This is a genomic window from Acholeplasma oculi, assembly GCF_900166985.1.
Taxonomy (GTDB): Bacteria; Bacillota_I; Bacilli_A; order Acholeplasmatales; family Acholeplasmataceae; genus Acholeplasma; species Acholeplasma oculi.
This window is the reverse complement of sequence record NZ_FUZK01000001.1, coordinates 321,888-339,647: the sequence shown is the minus strand read 5'-3', so window position 1 is coordinate 339,647 and position 17,760 is coordinate 321,888. Positions and strand designations below refer to the sequence as shown.

At 29.6% G+C, this 17,760-nt stretch carries 14 protein-coding genes and 1 other RNA gene; 10 read left to right on the top strand and 5 right to left on the bottom strand.

Annotated elements, in window-relative coordinates; translation table 11 throughout:
• Nucleotides 1-68 precede the first annotated feature (68 nt).
• From B5X49_RS01585 to B5X49_RS01565, 5 genes are all read left to right on the top strand, one after another.
• The gene (locus B5X49_RS01585; RefSeq protein WP_045749434.1) at nucleotides 69-842 is read left to right on the top strand and encodes an ECF transporter S component; all 774 of its coding nucleotides are present in this window, start codon (nucleotides 69-71) and stop codon (nucleotides 840-842) included.
• 23 nt (nucleotides 843-865) lie between these two features.
• Nucleotides 866-1,217: a transfer-messenger RNA gene (gene ssrA, locus B5X49_RS01580) on the top strand.
• Nucleotides 1,218-1,389: 172 nt separating this feature from the next.
• Nucleotides 1,390-2,043 carry a hypothetical protein gene (locus B5X49_RS01575; RefSeq protein ID WP_045749433.1) on the top strand — a complete coding sequence of 218 codons (654 nt, stop codon included), beginning with the start codon at nucleotides 1,390-1,392 and terminating at the stop codon, nucleotides 2,041-2,043.
• Nucleotides 2,027-2,557, top strand: coding sequence for a helix-turn-helix domain-containing protein (locus tag B5X49_RS01570; RefSeq protein WP_045749432.1), 531 nt, complete (start codon nucleotides 2,027-2,029; stop codon nucleotides 2,555-2,557). The genes B5X49_RS01575 and B5X49_RS01570 overlap by 17 nt, the downstream gene beginning before the upstream one ends.
• Before the next feature lie 128 nt (nucleotides 2,558-2,685).
• Entirely contained in the window at nucleotides 2,686-4,194 is a 1,509-nt protein-coding gene (locus tag B5X49_RS01565; RefSeq protein WP_052670056.1) for a helix-turn-helix domain-containing protein, read from the top strand.
• Between the two features lie 286 nt (nucleotides 4,195-4,480).
• Here the strand turns inward: B5X49_RS01565 and B5X49_RS01560 are convergent, their stop codons facing one another.
• The gene (locus tag B5X49_RS01560) at nucleotides 4,481-5,986 is read right to left on the bottom strand and encodes a recombinase family protein (RefSeq protein WP_052670054.1); all 1,506 of its coding nucleotides are present in this window, start codon (nucleotides 5,984-5,986) and stop codon (nucleotides 4,481-4,483) included.
• Nucleotides 5,979-7,592, bottom strand: a complete 1,614-nt coding sequence (locus B5X49_RS01555) for a recombinase family protein (RefSeq protein WP_052670051.1) — start codon at nucleotides 7,590-7,592, stop codon at nucleotides 5,979-5,981. Before B5X49_RS01555 ends, B5X49_RS01560 begins: the two co-directional genes overlap by 8 nt.
• Before the next feature lie 456 nt (nucleotides 7,593-8,048).
• On the opposite strand from B5X49_RS01555, the gene B5X49_RS01550 reads away from it, so the two are divergent.
• Nucleotides 8,049-9,554 (top strand): type I restriction-modification system subunit M, encoded by a 1,506-nt coding sequence (locus B5X49_RS01550; RefSeq protein ID WP_045749431.1) that lies wholly within the window; start codon nucleotides 8,049-8,051, stop codon nucleotides 9,552-9,554.
• Here the strand turns inward: B5X49_RS01550 and B5X49_RS01545 are convergent.
• Nucleotides 9,454-10,029 (bottom strand): restriction endonuclease subunit S, encoded by a 576-nt coding sequence (locus B5X49_RS01545; protein ID WP_079560604.1) that lies wholly within the window; start codon nucleotides 10,027-10,029, stop codon nucleotides 9,454-9,456. The genes B5X49_RS01550 and B5X49_RS01545 overlap by 101 nt on opposite strands.
• Nucleotides 10,030-10,060: 31 nt before the next feature.
• Here B5X49_RS01545 and B5X49_RS01540 point away from each other — a divergent pair, with 31 nt between their 5' ends.
• The gene (locus B5X49_RS01540) at nucleotides 10,061-11,164 is read left to right on the top strand and encodes a restriction endonuclease subunit S (protein ID WP_159444474.1); all 1,104 of its coding nucleotides are present in this window, start codon (nucleotides 10,061-10,063) and stop codon (nucleotides 11,162-11,164) included.
• Nucleotides 11,165-11,166: 2 nt separating this feature from the next.
• Here the strand turns inward: B5X49_RS01540 and B5X49_RS01535 are convergent, their stop codons facing one another.
• Both B5X49_RS01535 and B5X49_RS01530 read right to left on the bottom strand, forming a co-directional pair.
• A complete protein-coding gene (locus tag B5X49_RS01535) occupies nucleotides 11,167-11,973 on the bottom strand; it encodes a tyrosine-type recombinase/integrase (protein ID WP_045749429.1) in 807 nt (268 codons plus the stop codon).
• Nucleotides 11,974-12,021: 48 nt separating this feature from the next.
• A complete protein-coding gene (locus B5X49_RS01530; protein ID WP_045749428.1) occupies nucleotides 12,022-12,729 on the bottom strand; it encodes a restriction endonuclease subunit S in 708 nt (235 codons plus the stop codon).
• Between the two features lie 30 nt (nucleotides 12,730-12,759).
• Here B5X49_RS01530 and B5X49_RS01525 point away from each other — a divergent pair, with 30 nt between their 5' ends.
• From B5X49_RS01525 to B5X49_RS01515, 3 genes are all read left to right on the top strand, one after another.
• Nucleotides 12,760-12,966, top strand: a complete 207-nt coding sequence (locus B5X49_RS01525) for a hypothetical protein (protein WP_115734969.1) — start codon at nucleotides 12,760-12,762, stop codon at nucleotides 12,964-12,966.
• Nucleotides 12,963-16,088 carry a type I restriction endonuclease subunit R gene (locus B5X49_RS01520; protein WP_045749427.1) on the top strand — a complete coding sequence of 1,042 codons (3,126 nt, stop codon included), beginning with the start codon at nucleotides 12,963-12,965 and terminating at the stop codon, nucleotides 16,086-16,088. The genes B5X49_RS01525 and B5X49_RS01520 overlap by 4 nt, the downstream gene beginning before the upstream one ends.
• Nucleotides 16,089-16,182: 94 nt before the next feature.
• Nucleotides 16,183-17,676, top strand: coding sequence for an RNA-directed DNA polymerase (locus tag B5X49_RS01515; RefSeq protein ID WP_045749426.1), 1,494 nt, complete (start codon nucleotides 16,183-16,185; stop codon nucleotides 17,674-17,676).
• Nucleotides 17,677-17,760 lie beyond the last annotated feature (84 nt).

Here is a 17,760-nt window from a genome sequence, read left to right as displayed (position 1 = left end):
AGATTTCTATATGATATAATTTTAATGCTTATGGGACCTATGAATAGGCCTAAAAAGGAGAAAAAAATATGAAAAGAAATGAAACTTTTGAGTTAGTGTTAACATCAATTTTTGTTGCACTAATTTTTTTAATGGGGATGATTCCTCAAATTGGATTTATTACAATTATGCCGGGTAATCCTATTACGATACTACATATACCTGTGTTGATTGCGGCTGTTCTGTTATCAACTAAGTATTTTTGGATTGCAGGTTTTGCTTTTGGATTAGTTAGTTTAATTCAAGCAGCAATGAATCCAGTAGGGCTCAATGTAGCATTCATCAATCCACTTGTAAGTATATTACCTAGAGTGTTATTCGCTTTTGTGGTACATTATTTAGTTAAATTATTTAATTGGTTTAAAAATGTTAGATTTGGTAGCGAATTGATTGTAGGTCTTGTTGGATTGATAACAATTCTTGCAATATACTATGGTAGTTTTATTGTATTATCAGGTTTAGAGCAAGTACTTATTCATGTCATAGCAATTTCAATTATTCTAGTTTTTGTAGGGTTATATGTGTATCTATATATGAAACATGACTTTAAGTCGTTGGTGATACCATCTATATTCATTTTAGGTACGCTTGTACACACCATACTTGTATTAACTGCTGTTGCATTATTTGCATATAATTCATTCCTAGAGACTTTCCCTAATTTAGCAGTTGTAGATGCAATTATTTTAGTAGTAGGATTCAATGGTTTAATGGAAGCTGTTGTTGCAGCGCTAATAGCAACACCTATTTACCTTAGTTTACGTAGATTACCAGTCGTTCAACAAAAACTTGCTAAAATATAAGAATAAATATATAATAATGGTATGGGGCCGTTCGTGGATTTGCCGGGGCTTCGAATCTATTATATGCATGTAGAGGTAGCGCTCTTAAAAACGCGAGGTTATAATAACCGGAAACCAAACACAAACTTACGCATTCGCTTAATATAAAGCACTAGCGTGGCACCTTTAAGTATACTTGTGACTTAAAGCTTGCCTCAGAAAACAAGTTAAGATCTTATATATGTCTAGGTATAAGATACGAAAACCAAAACTAGCCTCGTACTTGCTAATTTTGTCAATTTACTAAGCGGTATTAAATCATTAGATTGACTAAACATGTAGATTGTAATAGAAGAAGAGTCTCGTACATGGGTTCAACTCCCATCGGTTCCACCATACATTAAAAGTCGACATTTTGTATCCGATGCAAGATGTCTTTTTTATTTTTATCGCTCTATAAGGGCATTTTATGGAATTTTTAATCATACCGAAAAAAGTCGACAATGTCGAATAAAATATTCAAAATGTCGACATATTAAGGTATAATATAGACAAAGGCGGTGACATAATGAATTACACAAAAACATTAAGAGAGTTTTGTATACAAAATCAAGGACGATTATTTGATGTTCAATATGAACAAACCCATCGCTTTTCTTTGATACCATATAAAACTCTACTAAAGATCCTAAATAGATTAGAAGATGAAAAAATTGTTTCAAGTATTACTAAAGGCGTATATATTGTCAACTCTGATCAACATATTGACATTGATAATGCAATCAAAGAATATTATGCGGATCATTTTAGCGGTATGATGGTTGGAAGAGCCATGTATAACTATTATGATATCGGAGATCAAGATGATGATACTATTCAGATTTATACGAACAAAATAGTATCTAACAACAAATCCATTAATAAATACCACCTCATTAAATTTAATACATTTTTTTATGATGAAGTAGTAAGTCTAATTACTGCCTTGGAGTTAATAGAAAAAGTAGGTTCTATAAAAGATATCGATTATATTCGCTATCATGAAGAAAAAGAATCTGGAATAAAATCATATTCCGATGAGATTATCAAAGAGATTATAACGCACCATCCATATAAATACTCAACAATCACTACTCTTGATGAATTATTAAATAGATATTCAATTAAGAATAATCTCATAAACATCTACAAAGAGAATTATAAAAATGCACTTCAGAAATAATGAAACAGATTTTTGGAAATGGTGTAGACATTATTTAAGAAATGCGAAGTCTATCATCGACTCATATGATAGTATAGTAAGTACTGATTATCGCATAAATAACATTAAGAAATACAAAGAAGCAAAAGAAATTCTAGAACAATACGAAATATTAAAATGTTCACTTTCTGATGAACAAAATGAATTACTAGAAAAGTCATTAATCAATAATGAGGAACTTAAATACAATTTTAAAACATTTAATAACTTAGATGAAATCATGAACAATTGGAGTCGAATCTGTTTTCCAAAACATAAGTTAAAACTTAAATCCATTGATAAAGTAAAAATCGGAAAGTCCATAAAAGAACAAAGACTATATCATGATATGTCATTAAAGTTTGTGGCTGATTTATTAAACATTAGTGAAGCTACTCTGAAAGGTTATGAGATGGGAACTAGGTTAGTTAGACTTGATGTGGTATATGGTTTATCTCAGATTTATAATATGACGATTGATGAGTTAATTCTATAAAGAAATATTAGTTACATTAAGAGTGAAAAAATTATATTATTCTATAATAGCAAGTGATAATTGCGTTGGTGCAATTAATAATTGGTGGTATTCAGAGTTCAATATAATATAATAAGTATGGTGATAATATGAATTTAGGAAATAAAATTACAGAATTAAGAAAAGTAAATAAACTTTCACAGGAAGAACTTGCTAATAAGCTTGATGTTTCAAGGCAAAGCATTAGTTTATGGGAAACGAATCAGTCAAGTCCATCTACTGAAAAACTGATAGCATTAGCTAAGTTTTTTAATGTAAAAGTCGATGTTTTAATTAATAATGAAATGATTGATAAAGATAATAGTTTAATTATAAGAACAATCCATTCTGAAATTAGCTATAGGTATTTACTTTTAGAAACCGCCAATTATTTTATTAGACATCTATCTAAAATTATGCCTATTACACTGATTCTTATTTTAATTATAGTGATTGGTGATATATCATTAGAAGAACGCTTATTATTTGTGGCTATGTTTTTAATTATAGCAGTTCCTATTATATCAATAGTAATAAATTATTTTGAACACAAAAAAGCTCAAAAAAATTTGAATTTCTCAAAGAAAAATCTTCAAAGGTTTATTTTTAAAGATGAGGAATTGGTGATTTATTTTGAAGACGGGGTGTCAACGACTGAATCTAAAGTGAAATATCAAGCATTTAAAAAAGCGAAAATATCAAATCATTATTTATATCTAGAACATCCGTCAATGAAAAGAAAATTTTTTCAAATGGACTTAAATGATTTTATAAATGGTGATAAAGGTTCTTTACTTGATTTTTTAAGAAATAAAAATATTAATGTTGAAAAAGTAAAATCTAGAAAAATTGCTGAAACACAAAATGCAAACAAAAAGAATTTATTTTTACAAAAATCATTATTTTATAGTCTAATAGGATCAATTATATTAACAATTGCAATATTTATTTCAGTGTCATTAATTCTTGATAATGCATCTAATGAATTGAATAGTTATTATTCAACGCGTGACTCGATGAACGATATCCCAATATTTTCAGTTTTGATTATCCCTCTCGTGGTAGCATTCTTCTATGTGATGTATTTAAGTAAGAAAAACTACAAATCAAAACTAATTATAGTTTCTTACATTATTGTTCCAATAGCTACTCTAGGAATCTTAGCTATGACACTTGTGATTCCAGGAACGTTTAATGAAAGATATTCTAAAGACTATGAAATTGCTAAAAACATTTTCAATATTGCTAGCATTTATATTCCAGAGGATGGTTTATCAGTTTCTGAAAAAACTTTTAAATTCACTGAGGATAATAAGACAATAATACCATTTACAGAAAAGCATAAAGTTTTACTTACTAATAATATAAATACGTTTGAAGATTCATTAATAAATAATGTGCATTGGGTAACAAGCAAAACAATACTTATGAAAGCTAAACTTAACATGTTTATTGATCAAGAAGCCGATTATTACTTAATTTATAATGAAACAGCAAACAATTACAATGAGGGAGAGCTAGAAAACGGAATAAACAAACTATATGTTTTCTATTATTATTTTGGTACAAATGAAATAAAAATATATGAATTTTATTTAGATAATAATGGATATAATTAGACTGTTTAACAGCGCGATAATTTAGGGGTGCTAAAAAAATCATAGGGGTGCTAAAAATTTTGATAGGGTGCTAATTTGTATTAAAATAGGTAGCATCACACAAAATAATCTTTGATTAAGGCGAAAAACAGCCTTATTATGCGATAAAAAGCAAGATTTTGCACCTTAATTGGTGCTTTTTCTTTGTAAAAAATTATATTTAAACAAAAAGGGGTTGAACCCCCTGATTTTGAATTTTCTCGTGTTGGTGAGAGTACGAACACTTAATGTATGTGTTAGCGTACAGTTAGTACGAACCCCCTAGATAAACCTTGATAGGTAATGTTATTGGTTTGAATAATTTTATATAAGTAAATGTTGATTCATGGATCAAATTGTAGTCCTTGAGATTTGGTGTGTCTTCATTTGATAGTGATAATTTTAATGAGATTGAATCAGCATCAATCATGATTTTGTTAAATATTTTTCTGTAATCATTAATGTCTTTTTCATGAGTACTGGTCAATAGACTTTGAATTTCTTTTAATCTATCCAAATGATTAATCAGTTTCAATTTATGAGTTAAAGGAGAAAAACTATCATCATGATAACTAGATGTTGTTTCTAATACTGATATTGATGATGTTAATTCTTTGAATAGAGGATAAGTGATAGATAAGATTTTAGGTTTAAGCTCTTTAACAATTTGAGCCAGTAAATCTAAGATGACCTTAACTTGAAAACCTACTCGATTAGTCCCTGGTTTAAGTCCGTTACAATAAAGGGTAGGTATTTCAGTTTTGTTTCGACCACTCTTACCTTTAGGTCGTTCCATTACATACTTAAGGTGTTTTTCATTGACAGTAGAATATATAAAACTTGCATAGGGTGATTTACTTCCAGGACCACCTGTGTGTTTCTTTCTTCGTTTTTCTCTAATCGCTTGTGCTTGGGCAAATGTTTCTTTAGAGATGATGCCCTCATGATTATTCTGAACAAATACTTTTTCAGTCAGATCACCATGATTCACTTTCCTTAGACCATTAACAGAAAAATTTTTACCAAGCATCATATCCCCACAAAACTTCTCATTTTTTAACATCCCTTCAAGTGTCGTCTTTGACCAGTAAGGATTGCCAGTAGGAGAAGGGATATTGTGATTAAAAAGAAAGCCGATGATGTATTTGTAAGTTGCACCATTAATATATAAATCAAATATTTTTCTAATGACCTTAGCTTCATCTTCAATGATGTGATACTCATTACCTGTAATTTTATAACCATATAATCTGTGAGTTAAATTTTCACCATTTTGCTTCTGGCGTTTAACTGACCAAAGTTTATTTTGAGAAATGTTATGACTTTCTTCTTCAGCATGACTTGATAGAACAGAGAACAGAAAATCAAATGAATCATCAAGTGAGGAAATGTTTTCCTTTTGAAAGTATACTTCAACACCTATATTTCTTAACTCCCTAATAATAGAAATGGTTTCTGTTAGATTACGACCAAATCTAGAGATTGATTTTGTGATAATCAGATCAATCTCTTTTTTTCTAGCAAGTTTAATCATTAACTTGAATTCATTACGATATTTAGCTGAAGTACCGGTTGCTTTATCTTTGAAGATGCCCATAAACTGATAATTCGGATTGGATTTAATGTCATTTTCTAGTTCCTCAATTTGTAAAACATAAGATGTATCTTGTTCTTCAGATTCGGTTGAAACACGAGCATAACCAACAGTTATCTTAAGTTGCTTGACACCGTTTGTGTAATTTGGGATTGCTTTAATAATATCAACTTTATTCATACAAAATTACCTCGTAGAAAATACCATGGTTGCCATCTTTAGAAACATACATTTTACTTAACATGGATTCAGAGTCTAGCATATTAGGAATTTTATCAACAAGCTGAGTTATGGTCTTGGCTGGTGAGATGATGAATAGTATTTTTTGCTCATCTGCAAGAATGATTGAATAAATATCTTTGAAATTTATAGATTCATTTATTTCCTCTAACTCAGGTAATGACTTGATATATTCAAGTTTTAATTGGGTTGAAACATAGATGCTCATTTGAATTTCTATTTTTGATAACGTAGTTTCAAGCGTTGTGATTTCTTGCATGATTGATTCATCGTTTGGCTTTGGTTCTAGTGATTCATGTAAAGAACGCATAGAAGCCTTTATTTGCATTTTCTGGGCTCTTAAGGATTCTAGATGAGTATTGATGTCCAAATGATTTAATAAGGCATTAAAAGGAGTTTTATCCGAAACAAGTTCTTTAACCGATTCCAATGCTGCACCAATCACTAAATCATATTTAGGTGAACCACTTTTACAAATATGCATGTTGTTATAAGTGTGATTACAATTCAAAATGACATATTGATGGCTACCACTTTTAATGTGTTGTCTTTTTAGTGTTCTGCCACACTTAGAACAGTATATTAATCCAGTGAGGGGATATTTTGTTATCTTGTTTGAATGCGTTAAAGCAATACTAGGATGTTTGAGTATGGTTTGAACATCTTCAAACATTTCTCTAGAGATGATTGGCACATGATTATTAGAAACATAATACTTATCAACGATGTTATCGTTTTTAACGGTCTTTTTGGTTAAATAATCAATGCATACTGTTTTACGTAACAAAGCATCACCGCAATATCGTTCATTTTGTAAAATATGTCTGACGGTGCCATATTTCCAATTAGACCCTTTCATGGTTAAGATGTTTTTATTGTTTAGCATTTTAACAATGTCGTTGATGTTGTAGCCTTTTAAAGCAAGCGTAAATATTAACTTGATGACCACGGATTCATTTTCATTAATTGAATATTTACCATCTTCAACGTTATACCCATAAATACGTCTTGGATCAACAATACCGTTTTTAGCCTTTTTCTCGATTGCCCATTTAACATTCGATGAAATAGCACGACTTTCTTCTTGGGCAATAGAAGAAAGAATCGTTAACATGAAATCAATTTTAGGATCAAGTGACGAAATGTTTTCTTTCTCAAAAAAGATTTCAACACCGATTTCACGCAGTTCACGAATATAGGTAATGACATCGACGGTATTACGACCAAAGCGTGAAATAGACTTGGTTAGAATTAAATCAATGTTACCATCTTTGGCAGATTGAATCATTTTCATAAATTCCGGTCTTTTCTTAGCTTGAGTCCCAGAGATACCCTGATCTGCAAATAAACCTGAAAATATGTAGTTGGGGTTAGATGTAATAGTTTGGGTGTAACTATCACATTGAACTTTGTAGGAATTAAGTTGATCTTCGTAATCCGTTGAAACTCTTGCATAAGCAGCGACACGCTTTTTTAAACTTGCTGTGTTTAAAGTTTCTGAATTTAGTTGTTTATTCGGTTTAATGATTTGAATTGTTTTTTGCATAATGGATACATCCTTTTCTAAGATTGCTTAAGTCCTTTTTGTTTTACCATAGTGTTTCTTTTAATCAAGTCTTTCATCAATTACTAAGATTTTATCAAACACTTTAGTAATCTATGGGTTGGCTCACAGCATAATTTGACATCATAAAACTAAAGCTCGAAGTCATGCGTGGACAATGTCCACATAAAAGTACACGCAAATGTCCACATAGAGTTTAGAGATAAGAGATTAGAGTATAGATATAAGAATAAAGATATCAAATCAATCGATCAAAATGATAGAAATGATAAATATGATAGAAATGATAAAATCACTTTTTCAAGTGAATCTAAAATAATAAACGAATGATGAATTGGCTTCATTTTTTGGGAAAGACTTTATAAAAATGAGGTCGTATGCTATAATTCAAGTAATGAAATTTATTGGTTTTTATTAAAATATACTTCGGGGGAACTTATGGCTACAATAGAAGAAAAAGTTTTATGGGATGCTGCAAATAAAATGATTGGTGCAATTGCACCAGTTGATTACATGAATGTTACGATGGGCTTAATATTTCTTAAGTATGTTTCTGATAAATTTGAAGTTAGATATCAAGAATTACTTAAAGAAGGTAAAGATGTATCAGATAAAGATTATTATGAAATGTTGCATATATTCCTAGTGCCAGAAAAAGCAAGATGGAACTTTATTAAAAATTACACTAAAGCAGATTATACCGATGAACAAGGACGTATTTTTAACTTAGGACAGTTATTAGATAACGCATTTATTGAAATTGAAACAGAAAATCCAGAGTTCAAAGGAATTCTTCCCAAAGTATTCTCGAAATCTGATATTGATAAAAGACGTTTAGGCGAAGTAGTCGATTTGTTTACTAACCAATTAGTTTTTGGTCATAGTGAACAAGATTTTATTGGTAGAGTATATGAATATTTCATGGGTAAATTTTCAAGTCTACTTGGGAAAGGTGGAGAGTTTTTTACTCCTAGATCAATTGTTAAATTGTTAGTAGCAATTCTAGATCCAAAAGATGGGAAGGTTTACGATCCTGCTTGTGGCACTGGGGGCATGTTTGTATCTGTTGGCGAATTTGTTTCAGCACATCAGGGTAATGTTGATGCGGTATCCGTTTATGGGCAAGAATTAAATCCTCAGACCTGGCGTCTAGCAAAAATGAATTTAGCTGTAAGAGGTGTAGAGGCAAATCTCGGTGATTCATTCGGAGATACATTTCATGAGGATAAACATAAAAATTTACGAGCAAAATACGTGCTTGCAAATCCTCCATTTAATATAAAAGATTATGGTCAACCAGCATTAGTTGGGGATCCTAGATGGAAATTTGGTACACCACCTGAAGGGAATGCAAACTATGCTTGGATTCAACATATGTATAGTAAACTTGCACCTAATGGAAAAGCTGGCTTTGTTTTAGCGAATGGATCATTATCAACTAGCAACAAGCAAGAATATGAAATAAGAAAAAACATGTTAGAAGCAGGTGTTGTTGAATGTATTATTACGATGCCAACTAATTTATTCTTTAATGTCACAATTCCTGTTGCACTTTGGTTTTTAAAAGAAGGTAAAAAGAGCAAAGATGTCCTTTTCATAGATGCAAGAAATATGGGTCATATGATTGATCGAAAGATTAGAGAATTATCTCAAGAGGATATCGATAAATTATCAACTACCCATCATAATTGGATTAATAAAAATAATTATGAAGATGTCAAAGGATTTTGTAAGGTTGCTTCAATTGAAGAAATAAGAGAAGCAGACTATACACTAGTACCAGGAAGATATGTTGGTGTTGATGATTCAAACAAGATGAGTCAAGAAGAAATTCAAGAAGAAATCAAAAAAACTTCACTTGAATTGCTAAAATTATTTGAAGAATCAGAAGAATTAGAAAAGAAAGTAAAAGAAATGTTAATGAAAAACGTAAGTGGTGAATAGTGTCAACTATGTGTTGTTGCAATTTTAGATTCGGCAAGCGGATATCAATAGATTTTAATTTATCTATTGTTATTGCTTGTTGAGATGATCCTATCAATAAAGAGTTTAAATGTGATTGTCCCATATAGGAAGTTAAGTAGTAATAAAGATATTTTGGAACTATTTTTGACCGATCATATTGATTTAGCCATATTATATTTCCATCTTTAAAATAAAAATTGTGTCCATCTGAAATATAGATTGAACCTATAGTTCCAACGGCAGTAACAAAAATATCTTCAAATTGTGGAACGTTGTATTTTTCTAAAAAATTTTTATAGATAAATTCATCGATAAATAGTGATTCGTTAATTTTATTTTTATTTTGTAAAAGAGTAATTTCTTTACCTCTATAAAATGGAATACCAGTTTTAGTGTATTGACTAGCAAATATACGTTTGCTAGAGGACACATTAACAAAAAGTTCAAGTTTCATAAAATCTTTCCTTTCAGAAATGGAGTTTATAATGAAAAAATTAGGAGATGTAACATATATAACGAAATTAGCAGGTTTTGAATATACTAATTATCTTTCGGGGAATTTTAAGAGTGATGGAATACCTGTTATCCAAGGTGTAAATATCAAAAATAATCATTTAAATCTAGATGATGTTAAGTATATAGATCAAGAATTATCATTTAGACTTCCTAGAAGTATAGTAAATAAATATAGCCTTTTATTTTGTTATGTTGCGAATGTAGGGGATTGTTGGTTAAATAAACCGGGATTTCATTTGCATTTAGGAAGCAATATAGCCAAAATTGATATTAAAGTAAAAGATTTGTTACCTGAATATTTATATTATTGGTTTCAAAAAAATAAATCTTATATGATGTCAATTTCAAAAGGATCAGTGCAAAAAAATCTTAGTATGACAGAAATTAGAAATATACCATTTGATTTTCCAAATCCAATTTTGCAACAACACATAGTTGACACTATCGGAAGTGTCGATGATTTGATTGAAAAACATGATCAAATTATTCAAAAATTAATTGAATTTGGTGATGCTATAACTGATTCAATAAATCCGCAATTAGATATTACAAAACTATGCGATATATCTCTAGGAGGAACACCATCACGAAAAAAAGGTGAGTTTTGGGGTGGTAATAATAAGTGGTTAAATTCTGGCGCAGTTACAAATATACCTGTAATCATTAAAGAAAGTGAATATATAACAGATGAAGGAATAAAAAAAAGTGCTACTAAATCAGGTAGCACTGGCGATACTATTTTATCAATAATGGAACCAGATGAAACGAAAATATCACTATTATCAGATGAGTTTTATTTCAATCAATCTACTGCAGTTTTAAAAGCACACAAATCAATTTATCAAGGTTCAATATATTTTGGTATAAGAAAGTCAATGTCGGTAGTTAAATTACTTAAGAATGGCGCTGCACAGCAATCAATAAATAAGGAAATACTTTCCAATTCTAGTATTCCATTCTCTGAAAATTACAGCGAGCGGTTGAATCTGATTAAGAATAATATGATATCAGTTGCGTTAAAAATCGATGCCCTTAAGAAATTAAAGAAACAATTGTTAGATAAATTTTTCTAGAACTACCAATTTACAATTTTATCTACAATTTCTTGCTGTTCTTCGCTAGTACGTCTCAAGTATATCCTCGTTGTTTCAATTGAATCATGTCCCATAAGGTCAGCTAGCAAAGCAATATCTTTATACTTACTAATAAAGTTCTTGCCAAACAAATGTCTAAATGAGTGTGGGTATACAACTTTCTCATTCATGTTATATTTTCTTGCCAGTTCTTTGAGGTGGTGAGCAATGCCTCTTGTGGATATTTGCTCACCATTTTTATTTAGAAATAAATATCCAGATGATCTGGACATATTATTTAGCCATACTTTTGTTTCTTTAGTAAGTTTTTTAGGAATAAATATTCTTCTTATTTTTCCACCTTTGGTATATAAATCAATATAACCTTGTTCAACATGTTCTATTTTAATACTAACAAGTTCAGATACTCTAGCTCCAGTTGCTGCTAGGTACCTTACAACAAAATACCAAGATAAATTATCATCTTTTTTAAGTTTATTTTTAAAAAATTCATAGTCTGAATTTGATATGACATTTTCTAAGAATGATTTTTGTTGTATTTTTACAAATTTAAGTTTTAATGCAGATTCTTCTAAATATTCAAGATATTTGTTCACACCTTGAAGTCTTAAATTGACTGTTTTTGCTTTGTTTTTTTCAATTAAATACCCTTTGTATGAAAGCAATTTTTCCTTATCGATTTTTTTATAATTTGAATAGTATTCTTTTACCGCATAAACGTAAGCATTAATGGTGTTTTCTGAAAGATTTTGATTCAACAACCATTTTTTAAAATCATTAATTTTCATGTATTTCGTCTCCTTAAACTAAATAGTCTAAGAAGTATTTACTACTCATTAAAAGAATTTATCAAGTAGTTTTGCCTTTAATAATCTCAATTCTTTGATTTTTCGTGAATTTATGTGGATCTTTTGATAATATTCATCAACTAATTTACCAAAACTCTCTATTTTATCTGTATCTATATTAGGAACAAGTAAAGATTTAAAAACATCATTATTTATGCTTTGCATTGTAGCACCAACACTAACTCTATTTTTTTGTTCTTGGAATTTATCTGAGGAAATCAAGGTATAAATATAGTTGTTTACATATTTGTTTGTACATTTTAGACCTAAAAATCCAGTAGAAAAAATCATTTCGTTGAGTTCACTATGAGAATATTCATCAACCTTTATGTACTTAGGACTATCTTTTAATTTTGCAAACCAAGATGAATTAGTTAATGGTTGCATGTTTGCTCTTGATGGTCTTTTATAGTGACTAATGTGGTAATCGGTTGATACAATTTCGTGATCAGAAACAGATGCTGTATCAATGTATATTTTGTTATTATCGAATGTTTGTATTCCGGAAGTGATAATCTTTACAAAATCATAATCTGCAAATGTTTTTTCATCATAGTTAGTGATTAGATTATCAAATTCAAGATAGACTAATTTAAATATTTTCTTGTTTTGTAATATGGTTTTTTCAATCAAATCATCAATACTTCCGATAGTGTCAATTATAGAAGACTTCAAATGTATAAAATAACATGCCATTTATCATGCCATTAATGCTATAATAAATATATGGATAAAAAAATTAGATTGTTAGAAATTGAATTGCAGACTATCAAGAATCTTGAAAAAGAACCCTTTTTGACGTTGCCAGAGTTATCGGTCAAAATCAAGAAGAGTTTACGTCAAACATCTAGAATTATACATAATTTAAAAGAGAAAAACATAATTGAAAGAGTTGGAAGTAGAAAAACAGGGTATTGGGGGATTATTAAATGAGTAGCTATAAATTTAGTGAATCTGAGTTAGAAAATGCATTGATTGCTTTAATTGATAAACATGATTTGTATCAATACATGGATAATGAAACAGATTCATGGATATCTACAAGAAATCTAAATGATTTTATTAATGATAAGTTATTGATTGAACAACTTCGATTAATAAATCCTGATGTTAGATCAGAAATAATTCTAGAAGTAGTCAAAAGGATAAAATTTATTGATAATCCATCTTTGTTTGAAAGAAATAGAATATTTCATAACTATCTTGTCAATGGTATTACTGTTGATGATGATTTTTCTGATGTTAATCCAACAATTAAACTCATTGATTTCGTAAATGTTAACAATAATGTATTTCAAATTTCCCATCAAATTGTTTTTAATGAATCAAGAGAAAGAAGTAATAGAAAACCAGATGTCATTATATTCATTAACGGTATACCATTGATTCTTATGGAATTAAAATCGATTGATATAGATGATGATTCAACAACCCTTGAAAATGCATATATGCAACTTGGATCAAATACAGAAAATAGTGGATATCGTTATGATATTCCAACGCTATTTAATTATAATGCATTTTTAGTTATCAGTGATGGTGTTCATATAAAGGTAGGTACATTAACTTCAAAACTTGATCGATTTAATGAATGGAAAAGCATTGATGGTGAACCAGGCTATGATGATTCATGTATCAACAAACTACAAATCTTTGTTGACGGCTTATTAGAACCGAAAAGATTGTTGGATGTTATTCAACATCACATCTTTTTTATAGATAACAAAAATAGAAAATCAACTAAGATTATGGCGCAATACTTCCAGTATTTTGGTGTTCTAAGATCACTTGAAAGTATTAAAAATAGTAAGTTACCTCATGGCGATGGAAAAGCTGGTATTGTATGGCATACACAGGGAAGTGGAAAGAGCTTTTCAATGGTTATGCTTGCGCATCGACTTATGTTAGAAAAAGATTTAAATGTGCCAACTATCATTGTTTTGACAGATAGAATTGATTTAGATGATCAAATATATAAAACATTTGAAAGTGCAAAAGAGTTCTTAAATGTAACACCAACCTTTACGACTTCAAGAAAAGATTTGGTTCAAAAGATTGAAGAAGTGCAACAAGGCGGTATCATTTTATCTGTCATTGCGAAATTTGATAAAAATGATGTTAGACCAAATTTAAGAGACAATATTATTGTTATGGCCGATGAGGCGCATAGAGGACATTATGGTGTCTATGAAAAAATATCTTACAAATACGATAAAGAAAATCAAGAGTATGAATTAATTACTAAGTTTGGTACAGAAAAATACATTAGAGAAACGTTACCTAATGCAACCTTCATTGGCTTTACTGGGACACCAGTAACAACAAAAGAAAAATCGACAGCTGATGTTTATGGTAATGTAATTGATACGTATGACATGACACAATCGGTGATTGACGGATCAACGGTTAGAATCTTTTACGAAGGCAGACTTGCAAAAATATGGACAGATGAAAAAGTAATCAATCAAATAGATGATTACTATAAATCTTTAGAAACAACAGGTCAGGCAACTTCAGAGGCCATTGACAAATCAAAGAAAGAAATGTCAAAGTTAAAAGTCATTTTAGAAGATGATGATGTTTTAAGACGACTTGCCATTGATATCCTCGAACATTATGATGGTAGAAAAGACTTTCTCCACGGTAAAGCAATGATTGTTGTATCAACGAGAAAATCAGCAATAAAGCTTTATAATTTTATGATAGAGCAAAAACCAGAGTATACCGATATAGTCATTCCGGTGGTAACTGAATCAAATAAAGATACTGAAGAGATGCGTGATTTATTTAAAAACTCCGCATATCGTAAGGAACTAGCAGAGGAATTTAAAAAAGAAGATTCTAAGTATAAAATTGCAATTGTTGTTGACATGTGGCTAACAGGTTTTGATGTACCAGATTTAGATGTTATATACTTTTTTAAACGCTTAAAATCACATGCATTAATGCAAGCAATTGCTAGAGTTAATAGAGTATATCCAGGTAAGGAGCATGGATTGATTGTTGATTACATAGGTTTGAATAAATTGCTTGAAAATGCATTGGAAGAGTATACGGCTAGAGACCGAGATTTTAACATTCAAGATATTCAAAAAGAAGCTTATAATCTGTTGAAAGAAAAACTATCTATTTTAAATGAACTTTTTGTCAAAGTAGAAAAAGTGGGATTCTATACAGATAATGCTCTTAAACGATTTAAAGCAATTCAAGATGGTGTTGAATTTATCATTAAAGATAAAAAACAAGAAACAATTTTCATAGAAGATTTATCACTAGCCATTAAGCAGACTTTTGTAATCTGTTCTGGTGTTTGTACTCTTGAACAAAAAGAAGATATTTTCTACTATTTAGCTGTAAGAAGTTATCTGCTTAAACTAAGATTTGGAACTTCAAAAGTATCAATTTCAGAAATCAATAATCATGTAAAAGAACTATTAGCAGACGCATTACAATCTGATGAGGTCAAAGTCTTAACTAAAGCAAGAGATGATAGCAATGTTATTGACTTGCTTAGACCAGAAAAGATTGATGAATTGAGAAAAAATAATCCACCACACGTATTTATAGAAATTATCAAGAAATTACTTGAAAGAGCTATTCATGAATCAAGAAAGCATAACATGTTTAAATCTCAGGAGTATTCAGAACGACTTAGAAGAATTCTTAAAACATATCATGATCGTGATGGGCTTTTTGACACTGTAAAAACAATCACTGAAATTATTGATTTTGCCCATGATGTTGTTGATGATGAAGATAAAGCAACATCTAATGGTCTATATGGTAGAGAGCGTGCTTTTTATGATGCACTTATTAGAAATAAGTCAGCAAAAGAGTTGATGAAGGATGAAACATTAAAATTGATTGCTCAAGAATTAAGAGCCACAGTTGAGGAATATGCTACATCTGATTGGACAAAGAAAAAAGCAACTCAAGCTACAATGAGAGTCAAGATAAAGGAATTATTAAAAAAGTATAATTATCCACCAGAGTATGAAAAAGAAGCCATGGAAAATGTTATTAATCAAGCTGCTTACATGATGGATGAAAACTGACTTTGTCACATAAATATGTTTTTTGATGTCTTAAAATTATAAAAATAAAATGAAGGGAAACATCTCGCTTGCTAACGAGCATTAATGAATTAATATGAAAAAAGATGTAATTAAAGATTATTTTAATAGATCGGGGTATTTTTCTGAATATCTGCCAAGTGAATTTTCTATTCATGGAATAAAGGATACATTTAGTAAAAATAAAGTTGGTAAAGTTAAGCCATATAATTATTCAATGAGTAAATTTCAAATCGAAGATCATAGAAGAAGTATCCATGTTCCAGAGCTGATTAGTTATCTAGCGGCAATTGAAAAAATAAGCGAATCTAATGTATTGGATAAAATACTTCAAACTGATGAAAATAGTCAGCACAGTTTTTCAAAATTAATGATAAAGAATGAAGTGGTTAGACATTCAAATCCTTCTGATAGAACACTTTCACTGCAAATGGGAAGAAATGTTGATGAAGAAAAATTTAGTTATTCTTTCAATTTAACAAAAAAAATTATAAATAGTAGCGGAGCAAAAGGGATCTTGTATTTAGATATAGCTAACTTTTTCGGAAGTTTCTATACACACAACATAACTGCAATTTTTAGGGGTGAACAATGGGCTCTAGAACAGTATAATCTAAAGAAAAATAATGAAATGGTTGATGATGAATATACTAGATTAGAGCGTATAGATTCAGCTATAAGAAATATGAATATTGGACGAAGTCACGGTTTATTGGTGGGACCATTTATTTCAAAGGTTTTAGCCGAAACATTGATGAATACTATTGATAAGGAAATTGAAAAAGAAGATATTAAATTTGTTAGATTTATGGATGATTATGAGATTTTTGTATATGAGGAATCCGAAATAGATTTGATAACTGCAAAAGTTGAGAATATTCTAAGCGAATACGGATTTTCTTTAAATAGCGCAAAAACAAATTATATTAGATTTCCTTATTCAGATAAAAATGATTTAACTTCTATTTTTGATTCATCAAAAAAAGAACTGCAGATTATTAATCTTTTTAACCGTTTTATAGAAATTGAGATTACGAAAAAGCAAAAGGGTGCGATTAAATATTTAATATCTAGAATTGATGAATTTGACAAAGAATCCAACGATTTAGTTATATCATTAATTGTTAATGCTATAATCAATAATCCTAATAGTACAGTTGTTGCCATCAATAAGCTCATTAATAAACTCAATGAAAAAAAGATTGAAACGCAAACAAATCGTGTGGTTGAAAGTTTATTGGTGTTTTTAAGAATTTGTGTTAAAAACAAATATGACTTAGAGCAAGTTTGGATTGTTTACGCAATATTGAAAATTAATTCAAACTGCAAATTTGATTTTAATGATTTGAATGAACTTGCAGCAATGGTAGTTTTATGTGAGTCAAATAATTTAAACGAGGAGTACATAAAAAAACATGCTGGGAAATGTTTTTTACTCGATTATGAACTATGGAGAAGAGACATTATTACAGATGATGATATCTTTGGATTTCATGAGTTAGATCAGGAAATTTATTGTAAATTGAAAAAAAGTGACTTCTCTTTTTATAAGAAAAAAACTACAGATTAATAACGTCATAAATAGTGGTTTATGATGTCTTAAAGCAGAAAAGGATATACTTTTATGGGTAATGGGTAGTCAAAATCGAGTAAA

Excerpts from the sequence above, each read along its gene's own strand:
- B5X49_RS01585 (WP_045749434.1), top strand. The coding sequence starts at position 69 with ATGAAAAGAAATGAAACTTTTGAGTTAGTGTTAACATCAATTTTTGTT.
- B5X49_RS01575 (WP_045749433.1), top strand. The coding sequence starts at position 1,390 with ATGAATTACACAAAAACATTAAGAGAGTTTTGTATACAAAATCAAGGA.
- B5X49_RS01570 (WP_045749432.1), top strand. The coding sequence starts at position 2,027 with ATGCACTTCAGAAATAATGAAACAGATTTTTGGAAATGGTGTAGACAT.
- B5X49_RS01565 (WP_052670056.1), top strand. The coding sequence starts at position 2,686 with ATGAATTTAGGAAATAAAATTACAGAATTAAGAAAAGTAAATAAACTT.
- B5X49_RS01560 (WP_052670054.1), bottom strand. The coding sequence starts at position 5,986 with ATGAATAAAGTTGATATTATTAAAGCAATCCCAAATTACACAAACGGT.
- B5X49_RS01555 (WP_052670051.1), bottom strand. The coding sequence starts at position 7,592 with ATGCAAAAAACAATTCAAATCATTAAACCGAATAAACAACTAAATTCA.
- B5X49_RS01550 (WP_045749431.1), top strand. The coding sequence starts at position 8,049 with ATGGCTACAATAGAAGAAAAAGTTTTATGGGATGCTGCAAATAAAATG.
- B5X49_RS01545 (WP_079560604.1), bottom strand. The coding sequence starts at position 10,029 with ATGAAACTTGAACTTTTTGTTAATGTGTCCTCTAGCAAACGTATATTT.
- B5X49_RS01540 (WP_159444474.1), top strand. The coding sequence starts at position 10,061 with ATGAAAAAATTAGGAGATGTAACATATATAACGAAATTAGCAGGTTTT.
- B5X49_RS01535 (WP_045749429.1), bottom strand. The coding sequence starts at position 11,973 with ATGAAAATTAATGATTTTAAAAAATGGTTGTTGAATCAAAATCTTTCA.
- B5X49_RS01530 (WP_045749428.1), bottom strand. The coding sequence starts at position 12,729 with ATGGCATGTTATTTTATACATTTGAAGTCTTCTATAATTGACACTATC.
- B5X49_RS01525 (WP_115734969.1), top strand. The coding sequence starts at position 12,760 with ATGGATAAAAAAATTAGATTGTTAGAAATTGAATTGCAGACTATCAAG.
- B5X49_RS01520 (WP_045749427.1), top strand. The coding sequence starts at position 12,963 with ATGAGTAGCTATAAATTTAGTGAATCTGAGTTAGAAAATGCATTGATT.
- B5X49_RS01515 (WP_045749426.1), top strand. The coding sequence starts at position 16,183 with ATGAAAAAAGATGTAATTAAAGATTATTTTAATAGATCGGGGTATTTT.